The organism is Geodermatophilus africanus (genome assembly GCF_900107105.1).
Classification (GTDB): Bacteria; Actinomycetota; Actinomycetes; order Mycobacteriales; family Geodermatophilaceae; genus Geodermatophilus; species Geodermatophilus africanus.
In genome coordinates this window covers 452,464-478,610 of sequence record NZ_FNOT01000002.1, presented here as the reverse complement: position 1 = coordinate 478,610, position 26,147 = coordinate 452,464, and the positions used below count along the sequence as shown (strand labels likewise).

Sequence of the window (26,147 nt, the reverse complement as noted above, 5' to 3'; positions counted from 1 at the left end):
AGGGCCCCGGGCGGCCCAGAGGGGCCACTTCGTCACGCAGCGACCGGTTTGCTTCCCCCTCCTCGACCCGTGGCGGCACCGGCGCGGGGCTCCGCTCCAGTGAGGAGACCCGGGAAGAGCCGCGGCAGGGCGGCTGACGTGATCGTGGCCGCGGTCGAGCACCCCAGGACGATGGCCCAGGCCACGGGACCGAGCGGCGTGCAGCCGAACAGCTGGCTGGCGCCCGGCATCTGGATGACGGCCGCCAGGACCCCCGCCGATCCGAGGCCGGTGGCCAGGACGAGCGGGTTGCGGCCGCTCAGCAGCAGGGTCTGCCCCAGTTCGGCCCCCACCAGGGTGGCCAGCGCCACCGTGCTGGCCCGCCGTTCGGAGGCGATGCGGCGGGCGACGAGCCAGGCCACCAACGCGCCGGCGCTGGTGACGGTGCCGCGGAGCCCGATGTCGCGCAGCAGCGGCGCCCCCAGCGACGGCGGCTCGGCGGCCAGCAGGGCCCGTCGGTCCCCGTCGTCGCCGGGTGTCGGTGCCAGTGCCAGCGCCATCGACGGGAGCAGGTCGGTGAACATGTTCACGACCAGGAACTGGCGCGTGCTGATCGGCGCGCGGCCGGCCAGCGCGGTGCCGAGGAGGGTGAAGAGGAGCTCGCCGGCGTTCCCGCCGAGCAGGACCGCCACCCCGTCCCGGACCCGTCGCCACATCGCCCGTCCCTCGACGAGTGCGTCGAGCAGCAGGCTGACGTCGGGCTCGGTGAGGACGAGGTCGGCGGCGCTGCGGGCCGAGGTGGACCCCTTCGCCTCCATGCCGATGCCCACGTCGGCCATCCGGATCGCCGCGGCGTCGTTGGCGCCGTCGCCCACCATCGCCACGACCCGGCCGCTCTTCCGGAGGGAGTCGACGACCTGCAGCTTCTGCTCCGGGGAGACCCGCGCGAAGACCGACGCGCGCGCCACACGGCGCACCCGCTCCGGTTCCTCGAGGTCCACCAGGTCGGGTCCGGTGACCAGCTCGTCGGCGGGGATGCCGAGGCCCTGAGCGATGGCGCGTGCGGTGACCGGGTGGTCACCGGTGATCATCACGGCTCGGAGGCCGACCTGGCGGAGGCCGGCGACGGTGTCCGCCGACTCGGGCCGGGGGGTGTCGGCGATGCCGATGAACCCGAGGAGGGTGAGGTCACCGATCGCGGAGACGTCATCGGCGCTGAGCACGCCCTCGGCCACCTCGTTTGCGTTGCGGCGGGCGACGGCCAGGACGCGCAGGCCCTGGGCGGCGAGGGAGTGCACGGTCGCGGCGGCGTGCTCCCGTTCAGCGCGGTCCAGCGGCCGCTTCCCGTCGTCGTCACGGACGTAGCCGCATCGGGGCAACAGCACCTCGGGCGCGCCCTTGAGGACGAGGCGCGCCTTGCGCGAGGTCCGGCCGAGGACGGCCGAGAACCCGCGCTCGCTGTGGAAGGGCACCTCGACCAGTTCCTCCCACGCCCGGTCGAGGTCGTCGCCGAGGACGGCGCGGGCCGCGTCGAGCACCGCCTGATCAGTGGCGTGGGCCAGGGGGTGGCCGTTGGCCTGCGGCCCCGCCTGCGCGGCCGCCCGGAGCACGCGACGCGCTCGCAGGTCGTCCGGCGCCCACTGACCGTCGAAGCCCGCCACCCGGACCAGGCGCAGCCGCCCCTCGGTGAGCGTGCCGGTCTTGTCGAAGCAGACCGTGTCGACCCGGCCGAGCGCCTCGACCGTCCGCGACGCCCGCACGAGCACGCCCCGTCCGGACAGCCGCCGCGCCGCGCCGAGCTGGGCGACCGTGGCCATGAGGGGCAGCCCCTCGGGGACGGCCGCGACGGCGACGCCGACGCCCGAGGCCACGGCGGTGCGCAGCGGGCTCCTCCGGAGCAGCGCCAGAGCGGTGACCGCGGCGCCGCCGAGGAGCGTGACCGGCAGCCCACGGCTGGTCAGCTCCTCCAGCCGGCTCTGGATCCCCTCCGGTCCCGACGCGCGCCCGGCCAGCGCCAGCGCCCGACCGGCCTCGGTGGCGGCACCCAGAGCCACCACCAGCGCGCGGCCGGTGCCCGCCACGACGGTGGTGCCCTCGTAGACCATGCAGGCCCGGTCCGGCAGCTCCGCGCCCGGGGTGGCCCCGACCTGCTTGCCGACGGCGGCGGACTCCCCGGTCAGCGTGGCCTCGTCCACCTCCAGGTCCTGCACGGCCAGCAGCCGGGCGTCGGCCGGGACGACGTCCCCGGCCTGCAGGTCGATGACGTGGCCCGCCTGCAGGACCGTGGCCGGCAGGCGACGCGGCGCTCCGTTCCCGACCCGTGCCACGACCCGGGCGGAGAGCCGCTGCCCCTGGAGGAGCTCGCGCAGCGCACGGTCGGCGCGCATCCGTTGCGCGCCGCTGATCACCGCACTGCCGGCCAGCACGCCGGAGACGAGGAGCGCGTCACCGGGAGAGCCGATGACCGCCGACGCCGCGGCTCCGGTGGCCAGCACCGGGGTCAGCGGATCGGCCAGCTCGGCCCGGGTGTTGGTCACCAGGGCGACGAGCGACCGCGCCGCGCGGCGGACCGGCGACCCGTCCTGCTCGTCCTCGTCCGGGGCGACACCGGTCAGCGCCCCGGTGTCCGGTTCGGGCAGACGGTCGAGCACCTCCTCGGGCTCCAGCGCGTGCCAGGGCGTGTGCCACACCGGGACGGGATCGGGCAGCCGGGCGACCGACCGGGCGCCCTGCACGCCGGAGAGCATCGCGCCGGCTGCCGCCAGCGTCACCGGCCAGACGGCACGGCCGTCCTGCCCGCGGTGGCCGACGGCCAGGAGGAGGCCGCTGAGGAAGGTCGCCCCGGCCGCCACGCGGACCCCGCGCTCACTCACCTCGCGCGCGGCGGACGCGGCGGCCAGCAGCCGAGGCACCTCGGCCAGGCCCGGGCCGGCGATGAGATCCGCACCCCACGGCACCGGACCGGACGCCGCCACGAGGCCGATGCCGACATCCGCGGCACCCAGCGCCGCCGGGTCCGTGCCGACCACGACGACGACCTCACCGGCGGTCTGCAGCCGACGCACCTCTCCGCGCAACCACGTCGCACCACCCGTTCCGTCCCGCAGCACCTCGTCCGCCCGGCTGGCCAGGTGCGCCGCCGCAGCGTCCTCGGTCAGGACCAGCCGCAGGCCCGCCTCCCGGACCGCGGCCAGCACCGCGTCGGTGAGCGGGTCGAGCTCGCGGCCGATCAACACCTCCCCCACCGTCCGGCCGCGCACGCTGAGCGCGCGGTGCGTCACCGCCCCACCGCCGGCCGCGGACGCCGCCCGCGGTGCGTCCTCGAGGGCCACGAGCACCTCGCTGCGGGGGCGTGGACCCGGCCCGGCGTCGGCGTGGAGCAGCCGCTGGGCGTGCCGCCAGACCCGCTCCGTCGTCCAGTCGTCGGCCGTCGACCGCGCCTCCACCACCAAGGGACGTTCGCCGTGCAGGAGCGTCGTCTGCACGACCACGCAGGTCACCCGATCCAGTCGGCGCAGCGCCGAGGGGTCCACGACCAACACGCCACGGGAGCCCAGCCCGACGCCGAGTTGATCGGCGAAGGCCTCTCGCGCCGCCTGGGCCGCTCGGGGGACGCCGGCGAGCAGGGCCCGGCCGGCGAGGTCGGGGCTGCGCGTGGCCGCCAGCACCCCACCGGCCGCGAGCAGGGAGCCGGTCGCGGCGCGCTCGGTCAGGCGCTCGACCGGTCCGCGAGGCAGCGGCACGGGGCGCGGCTCGACGTCCTCGGGTGCGGGACGAGGCGGACGGTGCCGCCCGAGCAGGTCGGGCTCCCGTTCGATCCAGGTCGCCTGTCGTGCGTGCTCCGCGCGCAGGCCCTGACTGCGCACGGCGACGTCGACGAGCAGGGCGGGCGTGCTGAGCGTCAGCCCGTTGGCGACGACGCCGGCGAGGGCGAGGGCGCGGGCCGCACCGACCTCCCCGAGACGGTCGACGAGCCGCTGGCGGAGCCACGGCTGTTGATCGACGAGCGCGACCAACGCGGCGGCGCCCGTCGGCAGGCCCGGGACCCGCGCCAGGCGCGCGACGGCCACGGCCGCCAGTGCCACGAGGTCCGCCACGAGCAGCACCTCGGCGTCGGGGGCACCCGGGAGGGCCGACCCCGACCGCGTGTCCTCCCGGGGCGCGTCGGTCGTCACTCCCGGGAGGTCCGGTGGACCGGCGACCGGATCGGAACGCGGCCCAGCGAGCAAGCGCTCCTCGGCGGCGCCCAGCACGTCGGCGACCTCCGCGAGGGTGCACCGCTCGCGGTCGAAGTGCACGGCCAGCACCGACGTCCCGGGATCCACCAAGGCCCGGATGACGCCGTCCTGTGCGGCCACCGTGTCCTGGACGACGGCCGCCGCCGCGCTGCGGTCGACGCCGGCACGATCCAGGCCCCGCACCTCCAGTACCGCGCGGCCTCCCACGGCCCAGACGGTCCGATCCGTGCCGGCGCCAGCACCGGCCGACGTCGCCGCACGCACCGTCGTCGGGAGAGCGGTGACCTCCCGGGCCAGGCTCGCCGGCACGGCGGCCGCCGATCGCGCGAGCTGCCAGGTCCCTCGCCAGGACCCGCGCACCAGTGCAGGCCCCATCTCGAGCACCGTCGTCACACCGGCCTCCTCCCGGCCGCGTGGAACGTCGGTGACCGGCGCCCGCGCCGCTCGAGTGGGCGGCCGCCGGTCGCGGCCGCAGGGGTGACGATCCTGCCACCGGGAGCAACCCCGGCGGCCGGGGGTCAGGCCGTGGCGCCACCCATCGCGCGCCGGATGGCGGCGAGGACGAGGCCCAGCAGAACGGCTCCCAGGGCCTCGGCCAGCACAGAGAGCAGGATCTCCGACACGGTGTTCCTCCGATTCGTCCGGAGCCCCGACTGTCGACCCGGAAGGCAGCCGGGGGTCGTCCCGGGGGTGTCGTGTCGGTGAACGACAGGGCTCATCCGCGGTCGGGGGTCCGCTGTCTGCGCCTCCGCGCGGCGACCTGACCGGCCTCTCGCCGCCGGGCTCGGCGGTGGAGAGGAGCGCCTGGACGCGCCCGGTCGCGGCACACGCGAACGGCTTCACAGGGTCGCCGCCGGGCGTCCATGCTCAGTTCCTCTTCCCGCGCCGAGGAGGCGACCATGCCGACCACAGCCCGCCGCACCACCACGACCGGCACCGCCACCGACCGCCCAGCCGGTTCCGCCCTCACCAGCACCGCCGGCGAGACCCGGAGCAGTGAGCGGGCCACCGGCAAGCCGCCGGGGGCACGCAGCGGCACGGCCGGCCGGACCGGCACCACCCGCCAGCCGCCGACCGGGTCCGCCCTCACGTACGTCGCCGGCGCACCCGTGGGCCCCGAGCGGGCTGTCCGCAGGCCACCGGCGGCACGGGGCTCAGCGGCGGCCCGGAGCACCGCCACGACCCAGCGGCCGGCCGCCGCCACGAGCGCCCCTGGCGCGCCCCCGACCAGCGACCAGGTCGCCGAGCAGGCCGATCAGCTGGTGCGCGCCGCCATCGAGAAGACGACCGCCCTCGGGTCCGGGGTCGTCCACGCGGCGCGGACCGTCGTCACGCTGCCGGTGACCGCAACGGTCGCGGTCGTCGAGGACGTCGTCAGCGCCGCGCGCCGCCCCGACGTCGTGCTCTACGGCGGCGCCCTCGCCGGGCTGGCTGCCGTGGGGGTCCTGGCGTGGCCGGTGGCAGGAGCCGTCGGAGTCGGTGTCGCGGTCGCCAGCGGCGTGCGCCGCGCCCGCTCCTGACAGCGGAGCACCTGAGCGCCCGGCTCGAGCAGCTCGGGGCCGGGTGGAGCCGACCCCGGCCGGCCGGTGTTCGGCGGTCGCGCCCCGCTCGCCGTCGACGAGGTCGACGCCGCCCTGCGCGCGGCCTCTGAGGCCGCGGGCCGTCAGCAACTGCTCCCGGCTGCGACGTCGACGCCCAGTGGCCGCTCACCGACCGGCTCGACGCCCCCCGACGAGCCCACCCCTGCGATCGTCCGGGAGTCACGACGGGACGCTCCACCGTCCGCGTGCTCGTCCCCACCGTCTCCCACCGGCGAGGTCGCGTACTCGCACGGGGTGTGAGATCGCGCTTCTGCTGAGCCCGGGGCACGCACCACGTCGCCTCGCCGCCACCGGGACGACACGGTGGTGTCATCCCCACGTCGCCTCCCGGTCGCTCCCGGCTGTTCGGGTGCGCGTGGCCCGGACAGCCCGGGCCGCCGCACTTTGCGGATCGGTCAGGGGGTCACGTGACACGTAGGACATGGCGGACAGCCGTTGTGGTGGTACCCGCGGCGGGCAGTCTCCTGGTGGCGTCGGTGGTGACGGCGTCCGCGGACGGCGACCGGTCGGGCATCGGCGGGGACAACCACCGCACAGGCAACATGATCTTCGTTCACCCGGACGGGACGGACCTGGCCTACTGGACGGCCGCACGCGCCTACTGGGAGGGCCCGGACGGCACGCTCAACTGGGACCGGCTGCCCGAGTCGGTGCCGTACCGCGGGCACATGGCCGACCAGCTGACCGGCACCTCCAACGGCGGGGCCACCACCCACGCCTTCGGCTACAAGGTGGACGGCCCGGGCTCCTTCGGCCAGGACACCGGCGCCGCGGACGTGCTGGCCGGCGACAACCTCGTCGACGGGGAGCCGGTCGCCCGACCCATCGTCGGGCTGTCCGGCTACCCGGGCAGCTGGCTGCGCGAGGCCGGCAACGCCGGTCACCCGATCGGCGTCGTGAACGACGGCGACATCGCCGAGCCCGGCACCGCGGCCTTCCTCACCGAGGTCGGCGAGCGGACCGACGCCGCCGCGCTGGAGATCGCCCGCCAGCACATCCAGGGCCGGCCCGGCTTCGACGACGCCGACGCCGACCCCGTGGTGGTCATGGGGGGCGGGGAAGAGCTGTTCTTCCCGGAGGGCACCCCCTTCTGCACCGCCGAGGAGGTCGACGCGGCGCGGTCCGGGTCCGGAGACCCGGTCGCCACCATCCCGGCCACCTGCGTGGTGCACCGCCCGGCCGGCGACACCCTGCCCGAGGCCGAGGAGCCGGCCGAGACCGGTGGCGCCCGCACCGACGGGCTCAACCTCGCCCAGGCCGCCGTCGACGAGGGCTACACACTCGTGCGCACCCGCGAGGAGTTCGAGGCGCTCGCAGACGCCGTCGACTCCGGGGACGTCGACCCGGCCGGGCTGAAGGTGCTCGGCCTGTTCGCCGACGAGGACATCTTCAACGACGAGACCGAGGAGTCCCTCATCGCCCGCGGGCTGGTCGACCCCAGCGTTCCCGAGGACGCCAAGGAGACCAACCTCGTGCTCTACGGCTCCGAGCCCGGCACCCCGGGCTACCAGCCGCCCACGGCGCCGGAGATGGCCGAGCTGGCGACCGCCGTCCTCACCGCGCACGCCGACGAGGCGGGCAAGCCGTACGCGACGGTGTGGGAGGTCGAGGGCACCGACAACTTCGCCAACTACGACAACGCCATCGGCTCCCTGGTGGAGGCCCGCTACGCCGACGAGATGATCGCCGTGGCGCGGGACCAGGTGGCCGACGACCCCGACACCCTCGTGCTCACCGCGGCCGACAGCACCGCCGGCGGCATGGAGCTCAACGGCTACAACGTCGACGAGGAGGTCCCCGAGACCGTCGGCAGCGTCGACGTCAACCCGGCGCTCGAGGACGAGGGGGCGCTCCCGCAGAACGTGCTCGACGGCCGCTACGGCCGCGACACCGAGCCGTTCCTCACCGAGCCCGACCAGTTCGGCCAGCAGTTGCCGTTCGGGGTGGCCTGGGCCGGGACGCCCGACTTCTACGGGGGCATCCTGTCGCGGGCCGAGGGCCTCAACGCCGACGTCCTCGACGAGTACCTCGACCAACGGTTCGACAACGTCGACGTCTACCGGCTGGCGTACCTCACCCTGTTCGGGGACGCGTTGACCTACCCCGAGGGGCAGGTCTCGCCGACCCGACCCGACGACGTGGACGTGTCCGGCCTGACCCCCGGGACGCCGACCGGCTGACACCGACCGGGGCCGGCGGTGGACGCCCGTTCGCCGCCCGCGCACGAGGAGGCCCCGTCCGGCGCGACGCCGGACGGGGTCTCCTCGCGGTACGGACCGGAGAGCGATCCGGCTGGTCGGTGCGCCAGTTGGACCGCCCGTGGCCAGCAACCGGACCCGGCCGGCCACTGCACGCCGCGGTCGGTACGGGAAGGTCCAGGCTCGGCTCGAGGCCGGTCGGGGCAGTCGGGGGGGTCGACCGCACCACCTGACCGACGACCCTGGCCACTGCGCTCACCCGGCCGGAGGATGGCCTCCTCGGCTCCGGCGCCGACGGACCTTCCACCGGGGGACGATGTGCGTGGCTACGGGCTGGTCCTCGCCGTACTGGTAGGCGGCGCTCTGCTGCTGTTCGGCCTCGCGGAGTGGGCGGCGTTGCCCCTGCTGACGGACCCGCGGCTCGCGATGCGCAGTGCCGGGGTGGCCACGGCGCTCCTCGGTCTGGGGCTGCTGACCGCCGACGTGTTCCTACCGGTGCCCTCGAGCGTCGTGATGGTGGCGCACGGAGCGCTGTTCGGTCTCGTGCCGGGCGCTGCACTGTCCCTGCTCGGCGGAGTCTCAGCCGCGCTGGTCGGCTTCGCGCTGGGGCGTCGGGGACGGGGCGTCGTCGAACGCGTGACGACGCCGGCTCAGCGAGCCAGGGCCGACCGCCTGCTCACGCGCTGGGGTCCGTGGGCCGTGGTGTCCACCAGAGCGGTGCCGGTGCTGGCGGAGACCGTGGCCGTCCTCGCAGGGACGTCACCGATGCGCTGGTCCGTCCTGATCTGCGCCGGAGCGGCGGGGACCGCTGTGCCGGCCCTGCTGTACGCGGCCGTGGGGGCGGGCGCCGACACGGCGTCGAGCGCGGTGGTGGCGGTGGTGCTCGCGCTCGCCTTCTCGGGGCTGGTGGTCGTGACGGGCGGTCGGCTGCGTCGACCGTCCCCTCGTCCGTAGCCCTCGCAGGGCTCCAGTCGAGCGCCCGCGCGACACGGCTCCACCCGGGGGGAGCCCGTCGTGCGGCGGGTTCGCCGGCCGGTCGGTGCGCCGCTGCCGGCGCTAGGGTGACCGTCGGCTGGTCGGCCACCGTTCCGCGGAGGCGGCAACATGATCGACACCCGCGAAGAGCTCACCGTGGCGTTGCACGAGGCTGCCGAGCTCGAGCACGGTCTCATGATCCAGTACCTGTTCCCGGCCCTCTCGATGAAGAAGAGACTGGACGAGGAGTTGAGTGCACCGCAGCAACGGTGCGCGCGCTCCTGGCAGGCCACCATCCTCCGCGTCGCCGTCGAGGAGATGGGGCACCTGGGCACCGTCTGCAACGTGCTCGCATCCATCGGTGAGGGTCCGCACTTCGACCGTCCGAACTTCCCGCAGCGGTCGGGGTACTACCCCTTCGACTTCGATCTGGTGCCCTTCTCCGACGAGGCCCTGTACCGGATGCTCGTCTTCGAGCTGCCGCAGGGGGAGCCGCTACCGCCTCCGCCACGCATGCCGGAGTCGCAGCGTGCCACCACGGAGTCCGTCCGGGCCTTCGCCGCTGCGCCCGATCCGCTGACGTACGACTACGTCGGCGAGCTGTACGGCGAGATCGCCGACGGCTTCCGGCGCATCGACGAGGGGGAGCTGTTCATCGGTCCGAGGTCCGCCCAGGTCGACAACAGGTGGTCTGTCGACCTCGACCTCCGCCGGGTCGTGGACCGGAGCTCGGCACTGGCCGCGATCGAGGACATCGTCGTGGACGGTGAGGGGTCGCCGACGGGACGGGACAGTTCGCACTACGGGCGGTTCGCACGGATCCGGCAGGAGTACGAGGAGAGCGGCTCCTTCGCCGCGGCGCGCCCCGTCGTCGTCAATCCGCGGACACGCCTTCTCCGTGACGCCCCGACCGGGGGGACGCTGCTCGTCGAGGAACGCACCCGGCGGGCCGCCGAGCTGTTCAACGGCGCGTACGGCTGTGTGCTGCTGATGCTGGAGCACTTCTTCGGCTCGACGTCCGAGACGCCGGAGCAGCGGGCGGTCCTCCGCGCTTCCGCGAGTCAGATGATGAGCGTGGCGATCCGGCCGCTCGCCGAGGTGCTCACCGAACTGCCCGCGGTCGGGCCGGAGAGCCCCGCGACCGCCGGCGCGCCGTTCGAGATCTACGACCGGGAGTCGGTGTCGCCCTTCCCGTCCGCCCGCTGGACGATCCTGCTCGAACGGCTCCAGGCGGTGATCGACGAGGCGATGTCCCTGGGCGAGGACCTCCCCAGGGTCGCCGCCATCGGGGACACCGTCAGGTTCCTCCGTCGCAACCTCGCTGAGGTGGCCGGGTGATCAACCTCGTCTTCCAGGGCTGGTTCCAGTGCCGACTGGCGACCGACCCCGACCCGTACGACGAGCCCCGCGGTGTCTCCGGCTACGTGCACGCCTACGCCGGTGAGCCGGACCTCGACCGCGTGCTGCGGATGCAGGCTCCGCCGTTCGCGCGGGCCTACGGACCCCCGATCGGCGTCCGCGTCCACCAGGTCTGGCGCGACGGACAGCGGCAGGACGAGCACCCCCTGGAGGGCGCGTCGGTCGAGCTGGTCGAGGAGCCGAAGTTCGAGGGGCGCAACGGCGTCATCGCCGACGACGGGTTCGAACCCATCTGGCCCTTCGCGCTGCGGGTGGCGCAGGGCCCGTTCGCGCTCGCCCGGCGCGTCGTCCCCGCCGACCCGGACCACCCCTTCGACGGGCTCTTCGCCGGCGGCGTGGAGGGGGCACCCGCGGAGATCCGGGAGGCGACCGGGATCGGGGACCTGGCGGCCGTGTGGGCGGAGCGGGTCTCCCGGCTGCAGCAGGACGTCGAGACCGCTGCCGAGCCCGAGCGCACCGCCATCCGGGAACGACTCGAGTTCCTCGAGGCGAGCCTCGCGGCGCCGGGGGGAGGCGCGTCCAGGTTCTTCGGCGCGCGGCTCCGGTACAGCTGCGAGCTCGCCTCGACGCCCGTGGTCGAGGACCCGGACGGGTGGCTTCCGTCGTCGATCGACGGGGCCGGCCCCTGGCAGGTGGACTTCTGGATGGGCGGGTGGGACGCCGACGTGCTGTGTGGCTTCTGCTGGGGACAACTGCGGCTGCCCTCGACGTCCGACGCCGAGGACGAGCACAGCGGCGCGTCACTCCGGGTCACCGACCGGCGCCCCTGAGGTCGACCGTCGCGCGCGGTGACCCCGTCGGCCGGACCGGGTGCGCCCGCTGCTGTCCCCAGCCGGGTCACCGGACCCGAGGGCGTCCCGACCCGTGGGAGGAGCCGCACCGGACGGCGCGGACATCCGGCACAGTTTCGTCGCGAGCTGCTCGGACAGGTGGAGGACCCGATGCTGATCACCGAGGACCTGGACGACGTCGCCGTCCTGCGCATCGAGCACGGCCGAGTCGGCGCCCTCGACGTGGAGCTGCTGAACGCCCTCACCGAGGCCGTGGCGGCATCCGACCGGGCGCTGGTCATCACGGGCAGCGGCTCCTGCTTCTGTGCCGGGGTGGACCTGCGCCGGATCCTGGACGGCGGCCGGCCCTACACCGAGGAGCTCCTGGCGGCGCTGTCCCAGACGTTCCGCGTCGTGTTCGACCACCCGCGGCCGACGGTCGCGGCGGTCAACGGGCACGCGATCGCCGGTGGCTGCGTGCTGGCCCTGGCCTGCGACCTGCGGCTGATGTCGGGCGGACGGATCGGGTTGACCGAGCTGGCGGTCGGCGTCCCCTTCCCGACCACCGCCCTGGAGGTCGTCCGGCACGCGCTCGGCTCCCGTGCCGGCCAGGTGCTCCTCGGCGCGCAGCCGACGGACCGCGAGCGGGCGCTGGCCCTGGGGACGGTCGACGAACTCACCGAGCCTGCCGAGTTGCTCCCGCGCGCGGTCGCGCTGGCGACCGAGCTGGCCGCCCGGTCGCCGGAGTCCTACCGGCTGGCCAAGGTGCAGCTGCACCGCCCCGCGAACGCGGCGATCGAGGCGACCTCCGACGGCGACGCGACCGTCCTCGACGGCTGGACCTCCGACGACACCCGGCTGCGGGTCGAGGCGGCGCTCGCGGCGCTGTCCGGGCGGTGAACACGGTCTCCGCACTGCCGGGCCGTCAGGAGCGCGGTCGCGGCGGTGCGTCGCCATCGCGCAGGCCCGACGACCGACACGCCGAGAGGCCCCTGCGGTGCAGCGCCCGGCCGGAGGCGCCCTGCAGGCGACATCCGGGAGGGAGCCCACCGTTGGAGAACGCCCCTGTCCCGGTCGAGGAGAGCCGCGCGAGCACAGCGGAGGACCTCGCATGAGCGTGCAGCCGGTGCGCATCGGCCTGGTCGGCTACGGCAAGGGTGGCCGCCTCTTCCACGCTCCGCTGATCGCGCACGCCGAGGGCTGCGAGATCGGCGGCGTCGTGGTCCGGTCGTCGGAACGGCGCGCGGCACTGGCCGCCGACCTCCCCGGCGTCGCGGTCGCCGGCAGCCTCGCCGAGCTGGCCGACGCCGGCGTGGACGCCGTCGTGGTCAGCACACCGCTCGACACCCACGTCGACCTGGTGCGCGAGGCGATCGGGCTCGGACTGCCGGTCGTCTGCGACAAGCCGTTCGCGCGCGACGCGGCGACGGCGCGGGAGACCGTGCTCGCCGCCGAGCGGGCCGGGGTCCTGCTGAGCGTCTACCAGAACCGGCGGTGGGACGCGGACTTCCGGACCGTCCAGCAGGTGGTCGCCTCCGGCGACCTCGGGGAGGTGTTCCGCTTCGAGTCCCGGATGGAGCAGCCGCCGCAGCCGGAGGGCCTGCCGGTGACCGGCGGCGGCGCGCTGCTGGACCTGGGCAGCCACGCGGTCGACCAGGCCCGGCACCTGTTCGGCCCGGTCCGGTCGGTCTACGCCGAGCTGCGCACGGCGCCGGGCGGGGTCGGGTTCGATGAGGGGTTCTTCGTGGCGCTGCAGCACGACGGCGGGGTCGTCTCGCACGTGACCGGCGACTGGGCGCGGCAGGGCGACGTCGGATCGCGGTTCCGGGTCGACGGCGCTGCCGCGACCCTGGTCGTCCCCGACGACGACGGTCAGACCGCGCGGCTGATGGCCGGGCGGACGCCCGAGTCGGAGGCAGCCGCGTGGGGCACGGTCCCCGAGAGCCGGTGGGGCGCCGTCCACCGCGCCGGCGTCGCCGTCCCCGTGCCCTCCCAGCAGGGCGACTGGAGCGCCTACTACACCGGTCTCGCCCGCGCCGTCCGCGGGGAGGGACCACCGCCGGTCGACCCCTGGGACGCGGTCGCGAGCCTCGAGGTGCTCGATGCCGCCCGGGCCAGCGCGGCCGACGGCCAGGTGGTCGAGCCCCGTGCCACCTCCGGCGCGGGGTGACGACGCCGCGGCGTCGCAGGCACGACCGCTCCGGCCCCGAGTGACCGGTCGCTCCCCCAGCCCGGGCTGGGGCCGTACCGGGCCTGGCGGCCACCACTCGCTGCGGAACGGCATGACCCGCGGGTGCGCGGTCAGCGCTCGCGGGGGATCCGGCCCAGGAGGTGGAACTCCGGGTTGGGCGGGATGGCCGCGAAGTGCGCCAGCCGGTTCGAGAGCGCGAAGAAGGCGGTGATGGCGCCGACGTCCCAGACGTCGTCGTCGGTGAGGCCGTGCTGGCGGAGCCGGTCGAGGTCCGCGGCGGTGACCGCGGCCGGGTCGAGGGCCAGCCGGACGGCGACGTCGAGGACGGCGTGCACCCGATCGTCGAGCGGGGCCTTGCGCCAGTCGACGGCGACGAGGTCGGCGAGCAGCGGGTCGCGGGTGCGGATGCGGGCGATCGCGCTGTGCGCCACGACGCAGTAGGCGCAGCCGTTGGCGGCGCTGGTGGCGACCACGATGAGCTCGCGGTCGCCGGTGGACAGGCCGGGAGTGTCCTTGTCCATCAGCGCGTCGTTCATGGCGAAGAACGCGCGGGCCTCGTCGGGCCGCCAGGCCAGGGCGGCGAAGACGTGGGGCAGGAAGCCGGAGCGCTCCTGCACGTCGGCGTAGCGCTCGGCGAGGTCGGCGGGCAGGCCGGCCGGGTCGGCGACGGGGAAGCGGCTGATGGCGGGACCGGCGGCTCCCCCGCCCGTGCCGGCCGGCTCGTGGACCTGGTCGCTCATCTCGTTCTCCTCGCTCGCGGGTCGGGGTCAGGCGGTGTAGGCGGTGGCCGTGGACGCCAGGGTGCGGGTGAGCGTGTGCACCGAGGCGACGCTCACCCACTCCCGCGCCGCGTGGGCGCCTCCGCCGTCGACGCCGAACAGCACGGTGTCGATGCCGGCGGCGTGCAGCAGCGCGCAGTCGGTCCAGGAGGGTTCGCCGCGGCGCAGGGGCGGCGGACCGGTGGTGGCGCGATGGGCCTCGGTGCGCGCGGCCTCCCCCGCTCCGCCGGGGACGAGTGCGGGGTTGACCGAGTCGACCGCGATCAGCCGACGGGTCAGCGCGACCGGGTCGAGGTCATCGCTCATCGCTGCCGCCTCCCGGTTCGTCGGCCAGGCGCCGGACGGCGTTGGCGAGCAGGGTGACGCCGTTCGCACAGGCGCGCGGGTCGGAGTACTCCCGGGGCGTGTGGCTGATGCCACCGTGCTCGCCGGCGACGAAGACCATCGCGGTGGGACAGAGAGCCGAGATCTCCTGCGCGTCGTGCCCGGCACCCGACATGGCGGTCACGTAGCCGATCCCGAGCTCGTCGGCGGTCTCGGCGAGCACGTCCTGGATGCGCCGGGAGAACGGCACGACGGCGGTCTTGGCCATCCGCTCCCACTCGACGCGGACGCCGGCCGCGGCGGCGAGGTCGTCGACGAAGCGGGCGAGGTCCTTCTCGGCGACGGTCATGTGGTCGTCCACCGGGTTGCGGAGGTCGATCGTCATGCGCGCGGACGACGGGATGACGTTGGTCTGCGCGGGCTCGAAGCCGAGGGTGCCGACGGTGGCGCGCAGCCGGCCGTAGTCGCCGCTGTCGCACATGCGCCGCAGCTCGATGACGACCTGGGCGGCGACCAGGCCCGCGTCGTGGCGGTGCTCGATCGGGGTGGTGCCGGCGTGCGCGGCCTCGCCGTGGACGGTGAGCCGCTGCCAGGAGATGGACTGCACGCCGGTGACCACGCCGACGTCGACACCAGCGGCGGCGAGGATCGGGCCCTGCTCGATGTGGCACTCCACGTAGGCGTGCGGGGTGGGCCGGCGGTGGTGGGCATCGCCGTCCCAGCCGGTGCGCACCAGCTCCTCGGCGACCGTGCGGCCGGCGTCGTCGGTGAGCGCGTGGGCGTGGTCGAGCGGGATGCGACCGGCGGTCACGGCGGAGCCGAGCATGTCGGTGCCGAACCGGACGCCCTCCTCATCGGTGAAGAACCCGCACTCGATGTCCCGCAGGGTCGCGACCCCCGCCTCGTCGAGGGTGCGCACGACCTCGATCGCGCCGAGGACACCCAGGGTGCCGTCGAAGGCGCCGCCGGTGGCCACGGTGTCGATGTGCGAGCCCATCAGCACGCAGGGCAGGGACCGGTCCCGGCCGGGCCGGACGGCGTAGACGTTGCCGATCTCGTCGACCCGCACCGCCATCCCGGCCTCGCGCATCCACTGCACGACCAGGCGGCGGGCCCGGTCGTCCTCGTCGGTGAGGGCGAGCCGCCGCACCCCGCGCAACCCGGTCGCCGCGTCGTCGTACGCGCCGATCTCCTTGAGCTGCATCAACGCCGCCCACAACCGCTCGCCGTCGATCCGCAGCAGTGGCGGCGGGGTCGGGTCCTGGGTCCGGGTCATGCCGGTCACCTTCTCGTCGCGGGATGCGGGGGCTTCAGGTCAGGCCGCCGGCGCCGCCGGCGGCCTCGGTGTCGAGCAGCACGACGACGGCGTCGGCGGGCAGGTCGAGGGCGGCCCGTCGGTCCGGGTCGTCGAGGCAGGCGGAGGCGCCGGCGAGCGCGGCCGCCCCGGACGCCCCTGCGGGGATGCCGGCGGCGGCGAGCTCGGTGACGGCGGCCCTGGCCTGCTCGTCGCTGACGGCGACGGCGGCGTCGAGCCCGTCGCGGAGGTACGGCCAGGCCAGGCTCGACGGCGTCCCGCAGTTGAGCCCGGCCATCACCGTCGCCGCGGTGGGCACCGAGACCGGCTCCCCCGCGGCGACGCTGGCCAGCACGCACGCGGCGGTGTCCGGCTCGCAGGACAGCACGCGCACCGGATCCGGGGCGCTGTGGGCGTGGGCGATGACGGCCTGGGCGAGCGAGCCGACGCCGACCGGCACCGCGACGAGGCTCGCGGGCCACAGGCCCTGGTCGGCGAGCTGCTCGTCGAGCTCGGTGAGCATCGTCTGGTAGCCCTCGACGACCCAGGCCGGCACCGTCTCGTAGCCGTCCCACGCGGTGTCCTGCACCAGCGCCGCGTCCGGCAGCTGCCCGGTGAGCCGGGCCGCCGCCGCGACGGCGTCGTCGTAGGACCCGTCGACCCGTGTGACGCGGGCGCCCTCGGCCGCGATCGCCGCCTCGGCCGCCGCGCTGAGCACGTCGGGGACCAGGACCTCGACCGGCAACCGCAGCCAGGCCCCGACGCGGGCGAGCGCGCGTCCGTGGTTGCCGTCCGTCGCGGTCACCAGCGTGACCGGCGCCTGTGCAGCCACGTCCCGCAGTCGCTCCAGCCGGACGCCAGGGAGGTCCAGGCCGGCCCGGTCGGCCAGCAGGCGAGCCACCGCCCACGATGCGCCGAGCGCCTTGAACGCGGGCAGCCCGAACCGGCTCTCCTCGTGTTTCACCACGACCGTGCCGACGCCCCAGCGGGCCGCGAGGTCGGGCATGGTCACGAGCGGCGTCGGCCGGTAGCCGGGCAGGCTCGTGTGGAACGCGCGCGCCCCCGCCTCGGGCGCCGGGCAGCGCCACGCACGCGCCACCGGCCGCACCAGCCAGCCGCGGTCCGTCCCTGTCGCCGCCACGTACCCATCCTGCCCGCGGACGACTGTTCGGTCGAGCAGACGTTTCCGACGGTTATCCTTCGATCAGAGCGACGGAACGGAGGGCGAGGGTGCTCGACGTCCACCGGCTGCGGCTGTTACGCGAACTGGCACACCGCGGGACCATCGCCGCCGTCGCCGACGCGCTCGGCTACAGCCACTCGACCGTGTCCCAGCAGCTCGGCCAACTCGAGCGGCAGGCAGGGACACGCCTGCTCGAACGCGTCGGCCGCGGCGTACGCCTCACACCCGCCGCCGACGTCCTCGTCGGCCACGCCGACGCCGTCCTGACCCGCCTCGAGCAGGCCGAGGCCGACCTCGCCGACCTGGCCGCCGGTGCCGCCGGGCAGCTGCGGATGGCGATGTTCCCCAGCGCCGCGCACGCGCTGCTGCCCCCCACCCTCCGCCGGCTCGCCCGGACCGCACCGCAGCTCGAGGTCACCGTCACCGTCCTGGAACACGAGCAGGCGCTGCCGCGCCTGCTCGCCCACGACCTCGATCTCGTCCTCACCGAGGAGTACCCGGGCCACCCGCTGCCCCGCACCCGGGACGCGCACCGCGCTCGGCTCATGGTCGACCCCCTCGTCCTCGCCGTTCCGCCGGGCGTCGTCAGCGAGGGCGGCCTCACCGCTGCCGCGGACTCCGCCTGGGTCCTCGAACCACCCGGCACGATCGCGCGCGCCTGGGCCGAGGCGCTGTGCCGTCAGGCCGGCTTCGAGCCCCGGGTCAGGTTCGAGTCGACCGACCTCGCCCTGCACCTGCGCCTGGTCCAGGAGGGCGTCGCCAGCGCCCTGCTGCCCCGCCTGACCCTCGCGGGCGGCATCGGGGACCCCGTGGTCATCCGGCTGCCCGACTCGCCCGCCCGCACGCTCGACACGGCGGTGCGCCCCGGGTCACGCCGGCACCCGCACGTGGCCGCCGTACGGGAAGCACTCGCGACCGCCGTGCGCACCACGGACCCGGCCTGATCGCCCAGCCGCCGATCCGCCCACAGCCGTGGCCGAAGCCGGGCCGACGAGACCCGCGTCCCGCCCTGGTCCGGCCGGACGTCGACGACGTCACAGGTCGCGATGCACCAGGCAGCTGAACGCCAGCAGCGATCGATGACCACCGGCCGTTCGTCGGTCGACGGCCTCGGGGCGGGCTCACAGGGAGCGGAGCGACCGGCTCCCCGACCCCAGAGCAGAGCACTCACGTGGCCGAGGCCGACCTCCTGTCCTCGAGGGCGAGACCGGAGAGCGCGAGCACCAGAGCCAGCGCGGGGACGGCGACCATCGCCACTCCCACGCCGGCGACCAGGCCCCCGGAGTGCGCCGTCCCGTGGTGTCCGGGACCGGCCGCGGACAGCAGCGGGTGGCCCACGAGCATCGCCACGGACACGGCGGCGGTCTGCACCCACGTACGACGGCGTGGCAGCAGCGCGAGGTGCACGGCGCACGGCAGGCAGGCCATCCCCATCAGGAGCAGCGCCACGACCTGGCCGACATGCCGGAGTTCGGCCGGATGGCCGCGGTCAGCGAGGTCGTCTCGATCGACATGGCCTGGATGCCCGTCGCCTGAGCTCCCCCGCCCCACCGGCGCCCGGGCCCCGAGGAACGTCTCGGATGCCCGGGCGCCGGCACAGCATGGCACGGGTGCACCCATCGGCTCATCGCGCGTTCGATCGAGCGCCTCGAAGCCCTTGTGCCAGCCATCAGAGACCCGTACCGTCAGACCAGTAAAAGAACAGCTGATTCGTTTAACGAACAGCCACAGACCTGGAGACCTCCCCATGGCAGCCAAGCCCTTCGCCTCCTCCGCCGATCTCGGCGTCAAGGAACAGACCCTCGAGGTGCTCGCCGACGGCGTGTACGCGCTGACCGCGGAGGGCGACCCCAACCTGGGCGCCATCGAGGGCGAGGACTTCCTCGTCTGCTTCGAGGCCCTCGCCACCCCGGTCGCCGCCCGCCGCTGGCTGGCCAAGCTGCGTGAGCACACCGACAAGCCGGTCCGCTACCTGGTGCTCAGCCACTACCACGCGGTCCGCGTGCTCGGTGCCAGCGCCTTCGACGCCGAGGTGATCGTCAGCTCCGAGCAGACTAAGCACCTCATCGAGGAGCGCGGCCAGCAGGACTGGGAGAGCGAGTACGGCCGGATGCCGCGGCTGTTCGAGGAGCCCGAGTCCATCCCCGGCCTCACCTGGCCGACGATGACCTTCCGCGACAAGCTGACCGTCGAGCTCGGCGGCGACCGCGGCGAGCTCGTCCTGGAGTTCCTCGGCCGCGGGCACACCGAGGGCGACATCGTCGCCTGGCTGCCCAAGCAGGAGATCCTCTTCGCCGGCGACCTGGTGGAGTCGCAGGCGGCGCTCTACACCGGCGACGCGTTCCACCTCGACTGGGCCGCCGGCACCCTCGACCGGGTCAAGGCCCTGGGCGCGCAGCAGCTCATCGGTGGGCGGGGCGCCATCGCCCGTGGCCGTGACCAGGTCGACGCCGCCATCGAGCAGACCCGCGACTTCCTGCTCACCATGCAGCGCACCGTCGGCGAGGCGCACCGCTCCGGGGGCACGCTCAAGGACGCCTTCGCCGCCACCCACGCGGCCCTGGCCCCCAAGTACGGCCAGTGGCCGATCTTCGAGCACTGCCTGCCCTTCGACGTCCAGCGGCTGTGGGACGAGTTCTCCGGCATCGAGCGTCCCGTGATCTGGACCGCCGAGCGCGACCGCCAGGTCTGGGACGAGCTGCAGGGATGAGGTCCCCGATGACCGCCACCGCACCCGTGCTGGTCCTGGGCGCCGGCCCGGTCGGCCAGACCACCGCGCTCCTGCTGGCCCGCTGGGGCCTGCCCGTCGTCGTCCTCGACGGCCGCGACGAGCGGGACCTGATCGGCAGCAAGGCCATCTGCCAGCAGCGCGACGTCCTCGACGTCTGGGACGCCGTCGGCGTCGGCGCGGAGGTCGCCCGCCGCGGGGTCACCTGGACCACCGCGCGCACCTTCCACCGCGACGCCGAGCTGTTCAGCTTCCAGTTCGCCGACCGGGGGAGGTCCCCGTTCCCGCCGTTCGTCAACATCTCGCAGTGCGAGACCGAGCGGCTGCTCGACGAGCGGATCGCCGCCGAGCCGCTGGTCGAGGACCGCTGGGGCCACCGGGTCACGGGGATTGCGCAGGACGACTCCGGAGTGTGGGTCACCTGCGCGAACGGCGCGACGGTCCGCGGGTCCTACGCCGTCGCCTGTGCGGGCCCCCGCAGCGACGCCCTGCGGTCGGCCCTCGGGCTGACGTTCGAGGGCGAGACCTTCGACGACCACTTCCTCATCTGCGACATCCGGACCGACCTGCCCGGCTGGGAGACCGAGCGCCGGTTCTACTTCGACCCGGAGTGGAACCCCGGCCGCCAGGTGCTCATCCACTCCTGCCCGGACTCCACCTTCCGCATCGACTGGCAGGTGCCGCCGGACTTCGACCTGGCCGCCGAGGAGGCCTCCGGCGGTCTGGACCGGCGGATCCGCCAGGTCATCGGCGACCGGCCGTACGACATCGTGTGGAAGTCGGTCTACCGCTTCCACTCCCGGGTGGTCGACCGCATGCGGGTCGGCCGGGTGCTGGTCGCGGGCGACGCGGCGCACCTCGTCTCCCCGTTCGGGGCCCGCGGCCTGAACTCCGGGGTCCTCGACGCCGAGAACGCCGCCTGGAAGGTCGCCTTCGTCCTCCGCGGCTGGGCTGCGGAGTCGCTGCTGGACAGCTACCACGACGAGCGGCACGCCGCGGCGCTGGAGAACATCGCGGTCACCGGCGCGACCATGCGCTTCCTGGTGCCGGGCAGCGAGGAGGAGGCCCGCCGCCGTCTCGACGTCCTGGAGCGGGCCGCCACCGACCCGCGGGCCCGGGCGGAGGTCGACTCCGGCCGGCTCGCCGAGCCGTTCTGGTACGTCGACTCCCCGCTGACCACGCCGGACGAGCGGCGCCCCTTCCCCGGCCGCCCGGCCCGCGGCGACGTCCCGGTGCCCGCGCCCGGCGTGCTGGTGCCCGACTGCCCGGTCACCGTGCCCGGCCGGCCGGACGTCGTCCGGCTGCGCCAGCTCGCCCGTGAGGGCGTGACCGTCCTCGTCGGCGACGAGGCCGACCCACCGGAGCTGCCCGACCTCGGCGACCTGCCGGTGAGCGTGCACCGGATGGGAGACCTGGACCCCAGCGGCCTCCTCGGCGAGGCCCTGGGCGCCCGGCCCGACGAGGTCTGGGTGCTGCGTCCCGACGCGCACGTCGCCGCCGTGCTCACCCGCTCCGCCGACGTCGCCCCCGCGGTGGCCCGGCTGCTCGCCAGTCCCCAGAAGGACCCCCGTGCCCCCCACCGCTCGCAGGCTCGCGGCGGGACCCTGCACGAGGGCCTGGCCGTCGTCTGACCGAAGGAGTCATCCCCATGGCGTTCTACCGACAGGTGGGCGAGGTCCCACCGAAGCGGCACACCCAGTTCCGTCGTCCCGACGGCGGCCTCTACTACGAGGAGCTGGTCGGCGAGGAGGGGTTCTCGTCGGACTCCTCGCTGCTGTACCACCGCGGCGTCCCCTCGGCGATCGTCGACGCCCGCCCGTGGGAGCTGCCCGACCAGACACTGACTCCCAACGCGCCGCTGGTGCCGCGGCACCTGAAGCTGCACGACCTGTTCCCCGGCGAGGAGCACAAGGCGACCGACGCGGTGACCGGTCGGCGGCTGGTGCTGGGCAACGGCGACGTCCGCATCTCCTACGCCGTCTCGTCGCTGCCCAGCCCGTACTACCGCAACGCCACGGGTGACGAGTGCGTCTACGTGGAGCGGGGCTCGGCCACGGTGGAGACCACCTTCGGCACGCTCGAGGTGGGCCAGGGCGACTACGTGATCATCCCGCGGACCACCACCCACCGGTGGATCCCCACCGGCTCGGAGCCGCTGCGCACCTACGCGATCGAGGCCAACAGCCACATCGCCCCGCCCAAGCGCTACCTGTCGAAGTACGGCCAGCTGCTCGAGCACGCCCCCTTCTGCGAGCGCGACCTGCGCGGTCCGACCGGCCCGCTGCTGGCCGAGGGCACCGACGTCGAGGTGTACGTCAAGCACCGCGGCACCGGTCCCGGCGGGCTGGCCGGCACGATCCACGTGGTCCCGGAGCACCCGTTCGACGTCGTCGGCTGGGACGGCTGCCTCTACCCGTACGCGTTCAACATCGCCGACTACGAGCCGATCACCGGCCGGGTGCACCAGCCGCCGCCGGTGCACCAGGTCTTCGAGGGCCACAACTTCGTGATCTGCAACTTCGTGCCCCGGAAGGTCGACTACCACCCGCTGGCGGTGCCGGTGCCCTACTACCACTCCAACGTCGACTCCGACGAGATCATGTTCTACGTCGACGGCGACTACGAGGCCCGCAAGGGCTCGGGCATCGGGAAGGGCTCGATCTCGGTGCACCCCGGCGGGCACTCGCACGGCCCCCAGCCCGGCGCGGTCGAGAAGAGCCTCGGCGCGGAGTACTTCGACGAGCTCGCCGTCATGGTCGACACCTTCCGCCCGCTGGACGTCGGCGAGGCCGGCATCGCCGTCGACGACGGGAAGTACGCCTGGACGTGGTCGGGCCGGGGTCCCTCGGCATGACCGCGCCCTCCGCCGCCGGCACCGGCGCGCAGGCCGCGCCGGTGCTGGCCACCGGCCTGTTCGACGACGCGGCGCTGTTCCCGCCCGGCGACGCGCCGATGGCTGCGGCCGTCCCCGCCCACCGGGACCTGCGGGAGCGGCTGGGCGACCTGGTCGGGCCGTTCGTCGTGCCGGCGGCCCGGCTGGGCGAGCTGAGTGCGCACCTGGGCGACGGTGAGCCGATCGACGTCTCGCTGATCGCGGCAACCGGCGACCTGCCGGCCGCGGCGGCCCGGGTCGGCGCCCACCCGGGCCTGACCCTGGCCGCCGTCGAGGTCCCGGTCGCCACCGACGTCGCGGCGGCTCGCGAGGCGGTCCGGGTCCTCGACGACGTCCTGCCCGCGGGCGTGCCGGCGGCGGTCGAGCTGCCCCGCAGCGCCGCCCGGGACGAGGTGCTCGACGTCCTGGCCGACACCCGGTATCGCGCCAAGCTGCGCACCGGCGGGGTGCGCGCGCCGCTGTTTCCGAGCCCGAGCGAGCTGGCCGGCACCCTGCACGCGTGCGTCACCCGAGACGTGGCGTTCAAGTGCACGGCCGGGCTGCACCACGCCGTCCGGCACACCGACCCGGCGACCGGCTTCGAGCACCACGGCTTCCTCAACGTGCTGCTCGCTGCCTCGGCGCTGGCCTCCGGCGCGCCGCCGACGGTCGCGACGGAATGGCTGGCCGCGACCGACCCGGGCACCGTGGCGACCGCCGTGCGCACCTGGCCGGCCGCCCGCGCCACGCGGGCCCGCGCCGCCTTCACCTCCTTCGGTACCTGCAGCGTCCTCGAGCCGGTCGAGGACCTCGTGGCCCTCGGCCTGCTGCCCGCCCCGGAACGGATCTCCGCGTGACCCCCACCTGGCTGGACCTCCCCGCCGGCACCGGCTTCGGGCCGGACAACCTGCCCTACGGCGTCTTCTCGACCGAGCCCGACGGCCCCCGGCGGGTCGGCGTCGCCATCGGCGGGCACGTCCTCGACGTCTCGCGGCTGGATGTCCCCGCCGCCGACGCGCTGGCCACCGGCTCGCTCAACGGACTGATGTCCCGAGGGCGGACGACGTGGGACGCGCTGCGCGCCCGGGTGCAGGAGCTGCTGGCCGACCCGGCGCACCGCGCCGCCGTCGAGCCGCACCTGCTGCCGCGCGAGGACGTGATGCTGCACCTGCCGGTCGAGGTCGCCGACTACGTCGACTTCTACAGCTCCCAGCACCACGCCGAGAACCTCGGCCGGATGTTCCGCCCGGACTCGGAGCCGCTGACCCCGAACTGGAAGCACCTGCCGATCGGCTACCACGGCCGCGCCGGCACCGTGGCCGTCTCCGGCACGCCGGTGATCAGGCCGAGCGGCCAGCGCAAGGCGCCGGCGGACGACGCGCCCACGTTCGGGCCGTCGCAGCGGCTGGACATCGAGGCCGAGGTCGGCTTCGTCGTCGGGACGCCGTCGGAGCTCGGCCGGCCCGTGCCGCTGGCCGCCTTCCCCGAGCACGTCTTCGGCGTGTGCCTGGTCAACGACTGGTCGGCCCGGGACATCCAGTCGTGGGAGTACGTGCCGCTGGGCCCCTTCCTCGGCAAGTCCTTCCTCACCTCCGTCTCGCCGTGGGTCGTGCCGCTGGCCGCGCTCGAGGCCGCCCGGGTCGCACCGGACCGCGACGTGCCGCTCCTGCCCTACCTCGACGACACCGGCCACCCGTGGGGGCTCGACCTCGCGCTCGAGGTGCGACTCAACGGCGAGCTGGTCAGCTGCCCGCCGTTCCGCCTCATGTACTGGACCCCGGCCCAGCAGCTGGCGCACACGACCGCCAACGGCGCCAGCCTCCGCACCGGCGACCTGTTCGCCTCCGGCACCGTCTCGGGCCCCGACAGGGACCAGCGCGGCTCGTTCATCGAGCTCTCCTGGGGCGGCGAGGAGCCGCTCACCCTGCCGGACGGGTCGACGCGCACGTTCCTCGAGGACGGCGACGTCGTCACCATCACCGCGACCGCGCCCGGCCCGGAGGGCTCCCGGATCGCCCTGGGCGAGGTCACCGGCCGCATCGAGCCGGCGCGGTGAGCGCGCCCCCTCAGCTCCCCACCCCACCGCCCTGCACCGCCCACCTGTCCGAGAGGCCGACGATGACCACTCCCGCTGTGACCGAGCCCGTGACCACCACGCCGGAGGCGCCCACCCACGAGAGCCTGCTGGCCGCCGTCACCGACCCCGACGGCCGCGAGGTCCTCGACCCGGCCACGGGCGAGGTCGTCGGCCGGGTCGCCGACCGCTCCGCCGAGGACCTCGACGCGGCCGTCGCGAGCGCCCGCGCCGCGCAGCCGGCCTGGGCTGCCCGCAGCGACGCCGACCGCGTCGACCTGCTGCTGCGCGTGGCCGAGGCGATCGAGACCGCGGCCGAGCCACTGGCCGAGCTGCTCTCCCGGGAGCAGGGCAAGCCGCTCAACGGCCCCAACGCCCGGTTCGAGGTCGGGGCCTGCGCCGCCTGGCTGCGGGCCACCGCGGCCACCGAACTCCCGGGCGGGACGGTGGTCGACGACGCGGACACGCACGCCGTGCTGCACTACCGCCCCGTCGGCGTGGTGGGCGCGATCGGGCCGTGGAACTGGCCGATGATGATCACCGTCTGGCAGATCGCCCCCGCACTGCGGATGGGCAACACCGTGGTGGTCAAGCCCTCGGAGTACACCCCGCTGAGCGTGCTGGCACTGGTGCACGTGCTGAACAGCGTGCTGCCCGCCGACGTGCTCACCGCGGTGGCCGGTGGCCGGGAGGTGGGCGCCCGGCTGTCCAGCCACCCGGACGTCGCCAAGCTGATGTTCACCGGCTCCACCGCCACCGGCCAGGCCATCATCAAGAGCTCGGCCGACACCGTGAAGCGGCTGACCCTCGAGCTCGGCGGCAACGACGCCGGCATCGTCCTCCCCGACGCCGACCCCGAGGCCATCGCCGAGGGCCTGTTCTGGGGCGCCTTCATCAACACCGGCCAGACCTGCGCCGCGCTCAAGCGGCTGTACGTGCACACCGACGTCTACGACGAGGTCTGCACCGCGCTCACCGACGTCGCGCGCGCCATGCCCATGGGCCGCGGACTCGACGAGGACAACGTGCTCGGCCCGCTGCAGAACCGCGCCCAGTACGACATCGTCGCCCGGCTCGTCGACGCGGCGCGCGACGCCGGCGCGAAGGTCATCGTCGGCGGCGACCCCGACCCCGACGCGCCGGGCCACTTCTACCCGACCAAGCTGGTGGCCGACATCGACGACGACAACCCGTTGGTGGCCGAGGAGCAGTTCGGCCCGGCGCTGCCCATCGTCCGCTACCACGACGTCGACCAGGCCGTGGCCATGGCCAACCGGCTCGACGTCGGCCTGGGCGCCTCGGTGTGGAGCAGCGACAAGGAGGCCGCGCGGGCCGTCGCCGCTCGACTCGAGGCCGGCACCGTGTGGATCAACTCGCACGGCGGGGTGCACCCGATGATCCCCTTCGGCGGGGTCAAGAAGTCCGGCTACGGGCTGGAGTTCGGCGTCGAGGGCCTCAAGGCGGTGGCCGTCCCCCAGGTCATCAACGGCTGAGGGAGCGCCCGACGCAGCACCGCGCCTCA

General features: G+C 74.9%; 21 protein-coding genes. 15 read left to right on the top strand and 6 right to left on the bottom strand.

Translation table 11 applies throughout. From position 1 onward, the window contains the following. Positions 1–32: 32 nt before the first annotated feature. The gene (locus tag BLW63_RS04955) at positions 33–4,610 is read right to left on the bottom strand and encodes a cation-translocating P-type ATPase (protein ID WP_091152040.1); all 4,578 of its coding nucleotides are present in this window, start codon (positions 4,608–4,610) and stop codon (positions 33–35) included. A gap of 506 nt (positions 4,611–5,116) precedes the next feature. Here BLW63_RS04955 and BLW63_RS04950 point away from each other — a divergent pair. The 7 genes from BLW63_RS04950 (at position 5,117) to BLW63_RS04920 (ending at position 13,350) form a co-directional block, all read left to right on the top strand. Further along, positions 5,117–5,737 carry a hypothetical protein gene (locus tag BLW63_RS04950; RefSeq protein WP_091152038.1) on the top strand — a complete coding sequence of 207 codons (621 nt, stop codon included), beginning with the start codon at positions 5,117–5,119 and terminating at the stop codon, positions 5,735–5,737. Positions 5,738–6,297: 560 nt separating this feature from the next. Then, entirely contained in the window at positions 6,298–7,998 is a 1,701-nt protein-coding gene (locus BLW63_RS04945) for an alkaline phosphatase (RefSeq protein WP_211517002.1), read from the top strand. A 336-nt stretch (positions 7,999–8,334) separates the two neighbouring features. Continuing rightward, on the top strand, positions 8,335–8,970 hold the full coding sequence (locus BLW63_RS04940; RefSeq protein WP_170856644.1) for a TVP38/TMEM64 family protein: 636 nt from the start codon (positions 8,335–8,337) through the stop codon (positions 8,968–8,970). A gap of 150 nt (positions 8,971–9,120) precedes the next feature. Next, the gene (locus BLW63_RS04935) at positions 9,121–10,329 is read left to right on the top strand and encodes a ferritin-like domain-containing protein (protein ID WP_091152034.1); all 1,209 of its coding nucleotides are present in this window, start codon (positions 9,121–9,123) and stop codon (positions 10,327–10,329) included. Then, complete coding sequence (locus tag BLW63_RS04930) at positions 10,326–11,180, top strand: hypothetical protein (protein WP_091152031.1); 855 nt, start codon at positions 10,326–10,328, stop codon at positions 11,178–11,180. Before BLW63_RS04935 ends, BLW63_RS04930 begins: the two co-directional genes overlap by 4 nt. A 171-nt stretch (positions 11,181–11,351) precedes the next feature. Next, positions 11,352–12,080: an enoyl-CoA hydratase/isomerase family protein gene (locus BLW63_RS04925; protein ID WP_091152029.1), complete on the top strand. Its 729-nt coding sequence runs from the start codon at positions 11,352–11,354 to the stop codon at positions 12,078–12,080. Between the two features lie 211 nt (positions 12,081–12,291). Beyond that, the gene (locus BLW63_RS04920; RefSeq protein WP_091152027.1) at positions 12,292–13,350 is read left to right on the top strand and encodes a Gfo/Idh/MocA family protein; all 1,059 of its coding nucleotides are present in this window, start codon (positions 12,292–12,294) and stop codon (positions 13,348–13,350) included. Positions 13,351–13,481: 131 nt separating this feature from the next. Here the strand turns inward: BLW63_RS04920 and BLW63_RS04915 are convergent, their stop codons facing one another. From BLW63_RS04915 to BLW63_RS04900, 4 genes are read right to left on the bottom strand one after another with little or no spacing between them, the layout of a single operon-like run. Beyond that, positions 13,482–14,111 (bottom strand): peroxidase-related enzyme, encoded by a 630-nt coding sequence (locus tag BLW63_RS04915; protein ID WP_091152025.1) that lies wholly within the window; start codon positions 14,109–14,111, stop codon positions 13,482–13,484. Positions 14,112–14,138: 27 nt separating this feature from the next. After that, a complete protein-coding gene (locus tag BLW63_RS27275; RefSeq protein ID WP_091152023.1) occupies positions 14,139–14,456 on the bottom strand; it encodes a hypothetical protein in 318 nt (105 codons plus the stop codon). Then, positions 14,446–15,750, bottom strand: coding sequence for a M20 family metallo-hydrolase (locus BLW63_RS04905; protein ID WP_091152278.1), 1,305 nt, complete (start codon positions 15,748–15,750; stop codon positions 14,446–14,448). Before BLW63_RS04905 ends, BLW63_RS27275 begins: the two co-directional genes overlap by 11 nt. Before the next feature lie 34 nt (positions 15,751–15,784). Next, positions 15,785–16,909, bottom strand: coding sequence for a diaminopropionate ammonia-lyase (locus tag BLW63_RS04900; RefSeq protein WP_091152021.1), 1,125 nt, complete (start codon positions 16,907–16,909; stop codon positions 15,785–15,787). Positions 16,910–16,998: 89 nt separating this feature from the next. Between BLW63_RS04900 and BLW63_RS04895 the strand changes: the two genes are divergently transcribed. Then, a complete protein-coding gene (locus tag BLW63_RS04895; RefSeq protein ID WP_091152019.1) occupies positions 16,999–17,895 on the top strand; it encodes a LysR family transcriptional regulator in 897 nt (298 codons plus the stop codon). A 223-nt stretch (positions 17,896–18,118) separates the two neighbouring features. Here BLW63_RS04895 and BLW63_RS04890 read toward each other — a convergent pair whose 3' ends face one another. Then, positions 18,119–18,322 (bottom strand): hypothetical protein, encoded by a 204-nt coding sequence (locus BLW63_RS04890; RefSeq protein WP_139263474.1) that lies wholly within the window; start codon positions 18,320–18,322, stop codon positions 18,119–18,121. Positions 18,323–18,352: 30 nt separating this feature from the next. On the opposite strand from BLW63_RS04890, the gene BLW63_RS28475 reads away from it, so the two are divergent. The 7 genes from BLW63_RS28475 (at position 18,353) to BLW63_RS04860 (ending at position 26,118) form a co-directional block, all read left to right on the top strand. After that, entirely contained in the window at positions 18,353–18,487 is a 135-nt protein-coding gene (locus tag BLW63_RS28475) for a hypothetical protein (RefSeq protein ID WP_280140482.1), read from the top strand. A gap of 211 nt (positions 18,488–18,698) precedes the next feature. Continuing rightward, positions 18,699–19,661 carry an MBL fold metallo-hydrolase gene (locus BLW63_RS04885; RefSeq protein WP_091152015.1) on the top strand — a complete coding sequence of 321 codons (963 nt, stop codon included), beginning with the start codon at positions 18,699–18,701 and terminating at the stop codon, positions 19,659–19,661. An 8-nt stretch (positions 19,662–19,669) separates the two neighbouring features. Continuing rightward, positions 19,670–21,310 carry an FAD-dependent monooxygenase gene (locus tag BLW63_RS04880; protein ID WP_091152012.1) on the top strand — a complete coding sequence of 547 codons (1,641 nt, stop codon included), beginning with the start codon at positions 19,670–19,672 and terminating at the stop codon, positions 21,308–21,310. A 17-nt stretch (positions 21,311–21,327) separates the two neighbouring features. Then, positions 21,328–22,533 (top strand): homogentisate 1,2-dioxygenase, encoded by a 1,206-nt coding sequence (locus BLW63_RS04875; protein WP_091152010.1) that lies wholly within the window; start codon positions 21,328–21,330, stop codon positions 22,531–22,533. Then, complete coding sequence (locus BLW63_RS04870; protein ID WP_091152276.1) at positions 22,530–23,408, top strand: hypothetical protein; 879 nt, start codon at positions 22,530–22,532, stop codon at positions 23,406–23,408. Before BLW63_RS04875 ends, BLW63_RS04870 begins: the two co-directional genes overlap by 4 nt. Continuing rightward, positions 23,405–24,607: a fumarylacetoacetase gene (gene fahA / locus BLW63_RS04865; RefSeq protein WP_091152008.1), complete on the top strand. Its 1,203-nt coding sequence runs from the start codon at positions 23,405–23,407 to the stop codon at positions 24,605–24,607. The genes BLW63_RS04870 and fahA overlap by 4 nt, the downstream gene beginning before the upstream one ends. Before the next feature lie 62 nt (positions 24,608–24,669). After that, positions 24,670–26,118 (top strand): aldehyde dehydrogenase family protein, encoded by a 1,449-nt coding sequence (locus tag BLW63_RS04860; RefSeq protein ID WP_091152006.1) that lies wholly within the window; start codon positions 24,670–24,672, stop codon positions 26,116–26,118. The last annotated feature ends 29 nt before the right edge of the window (positions 26,119–26,147 follow it).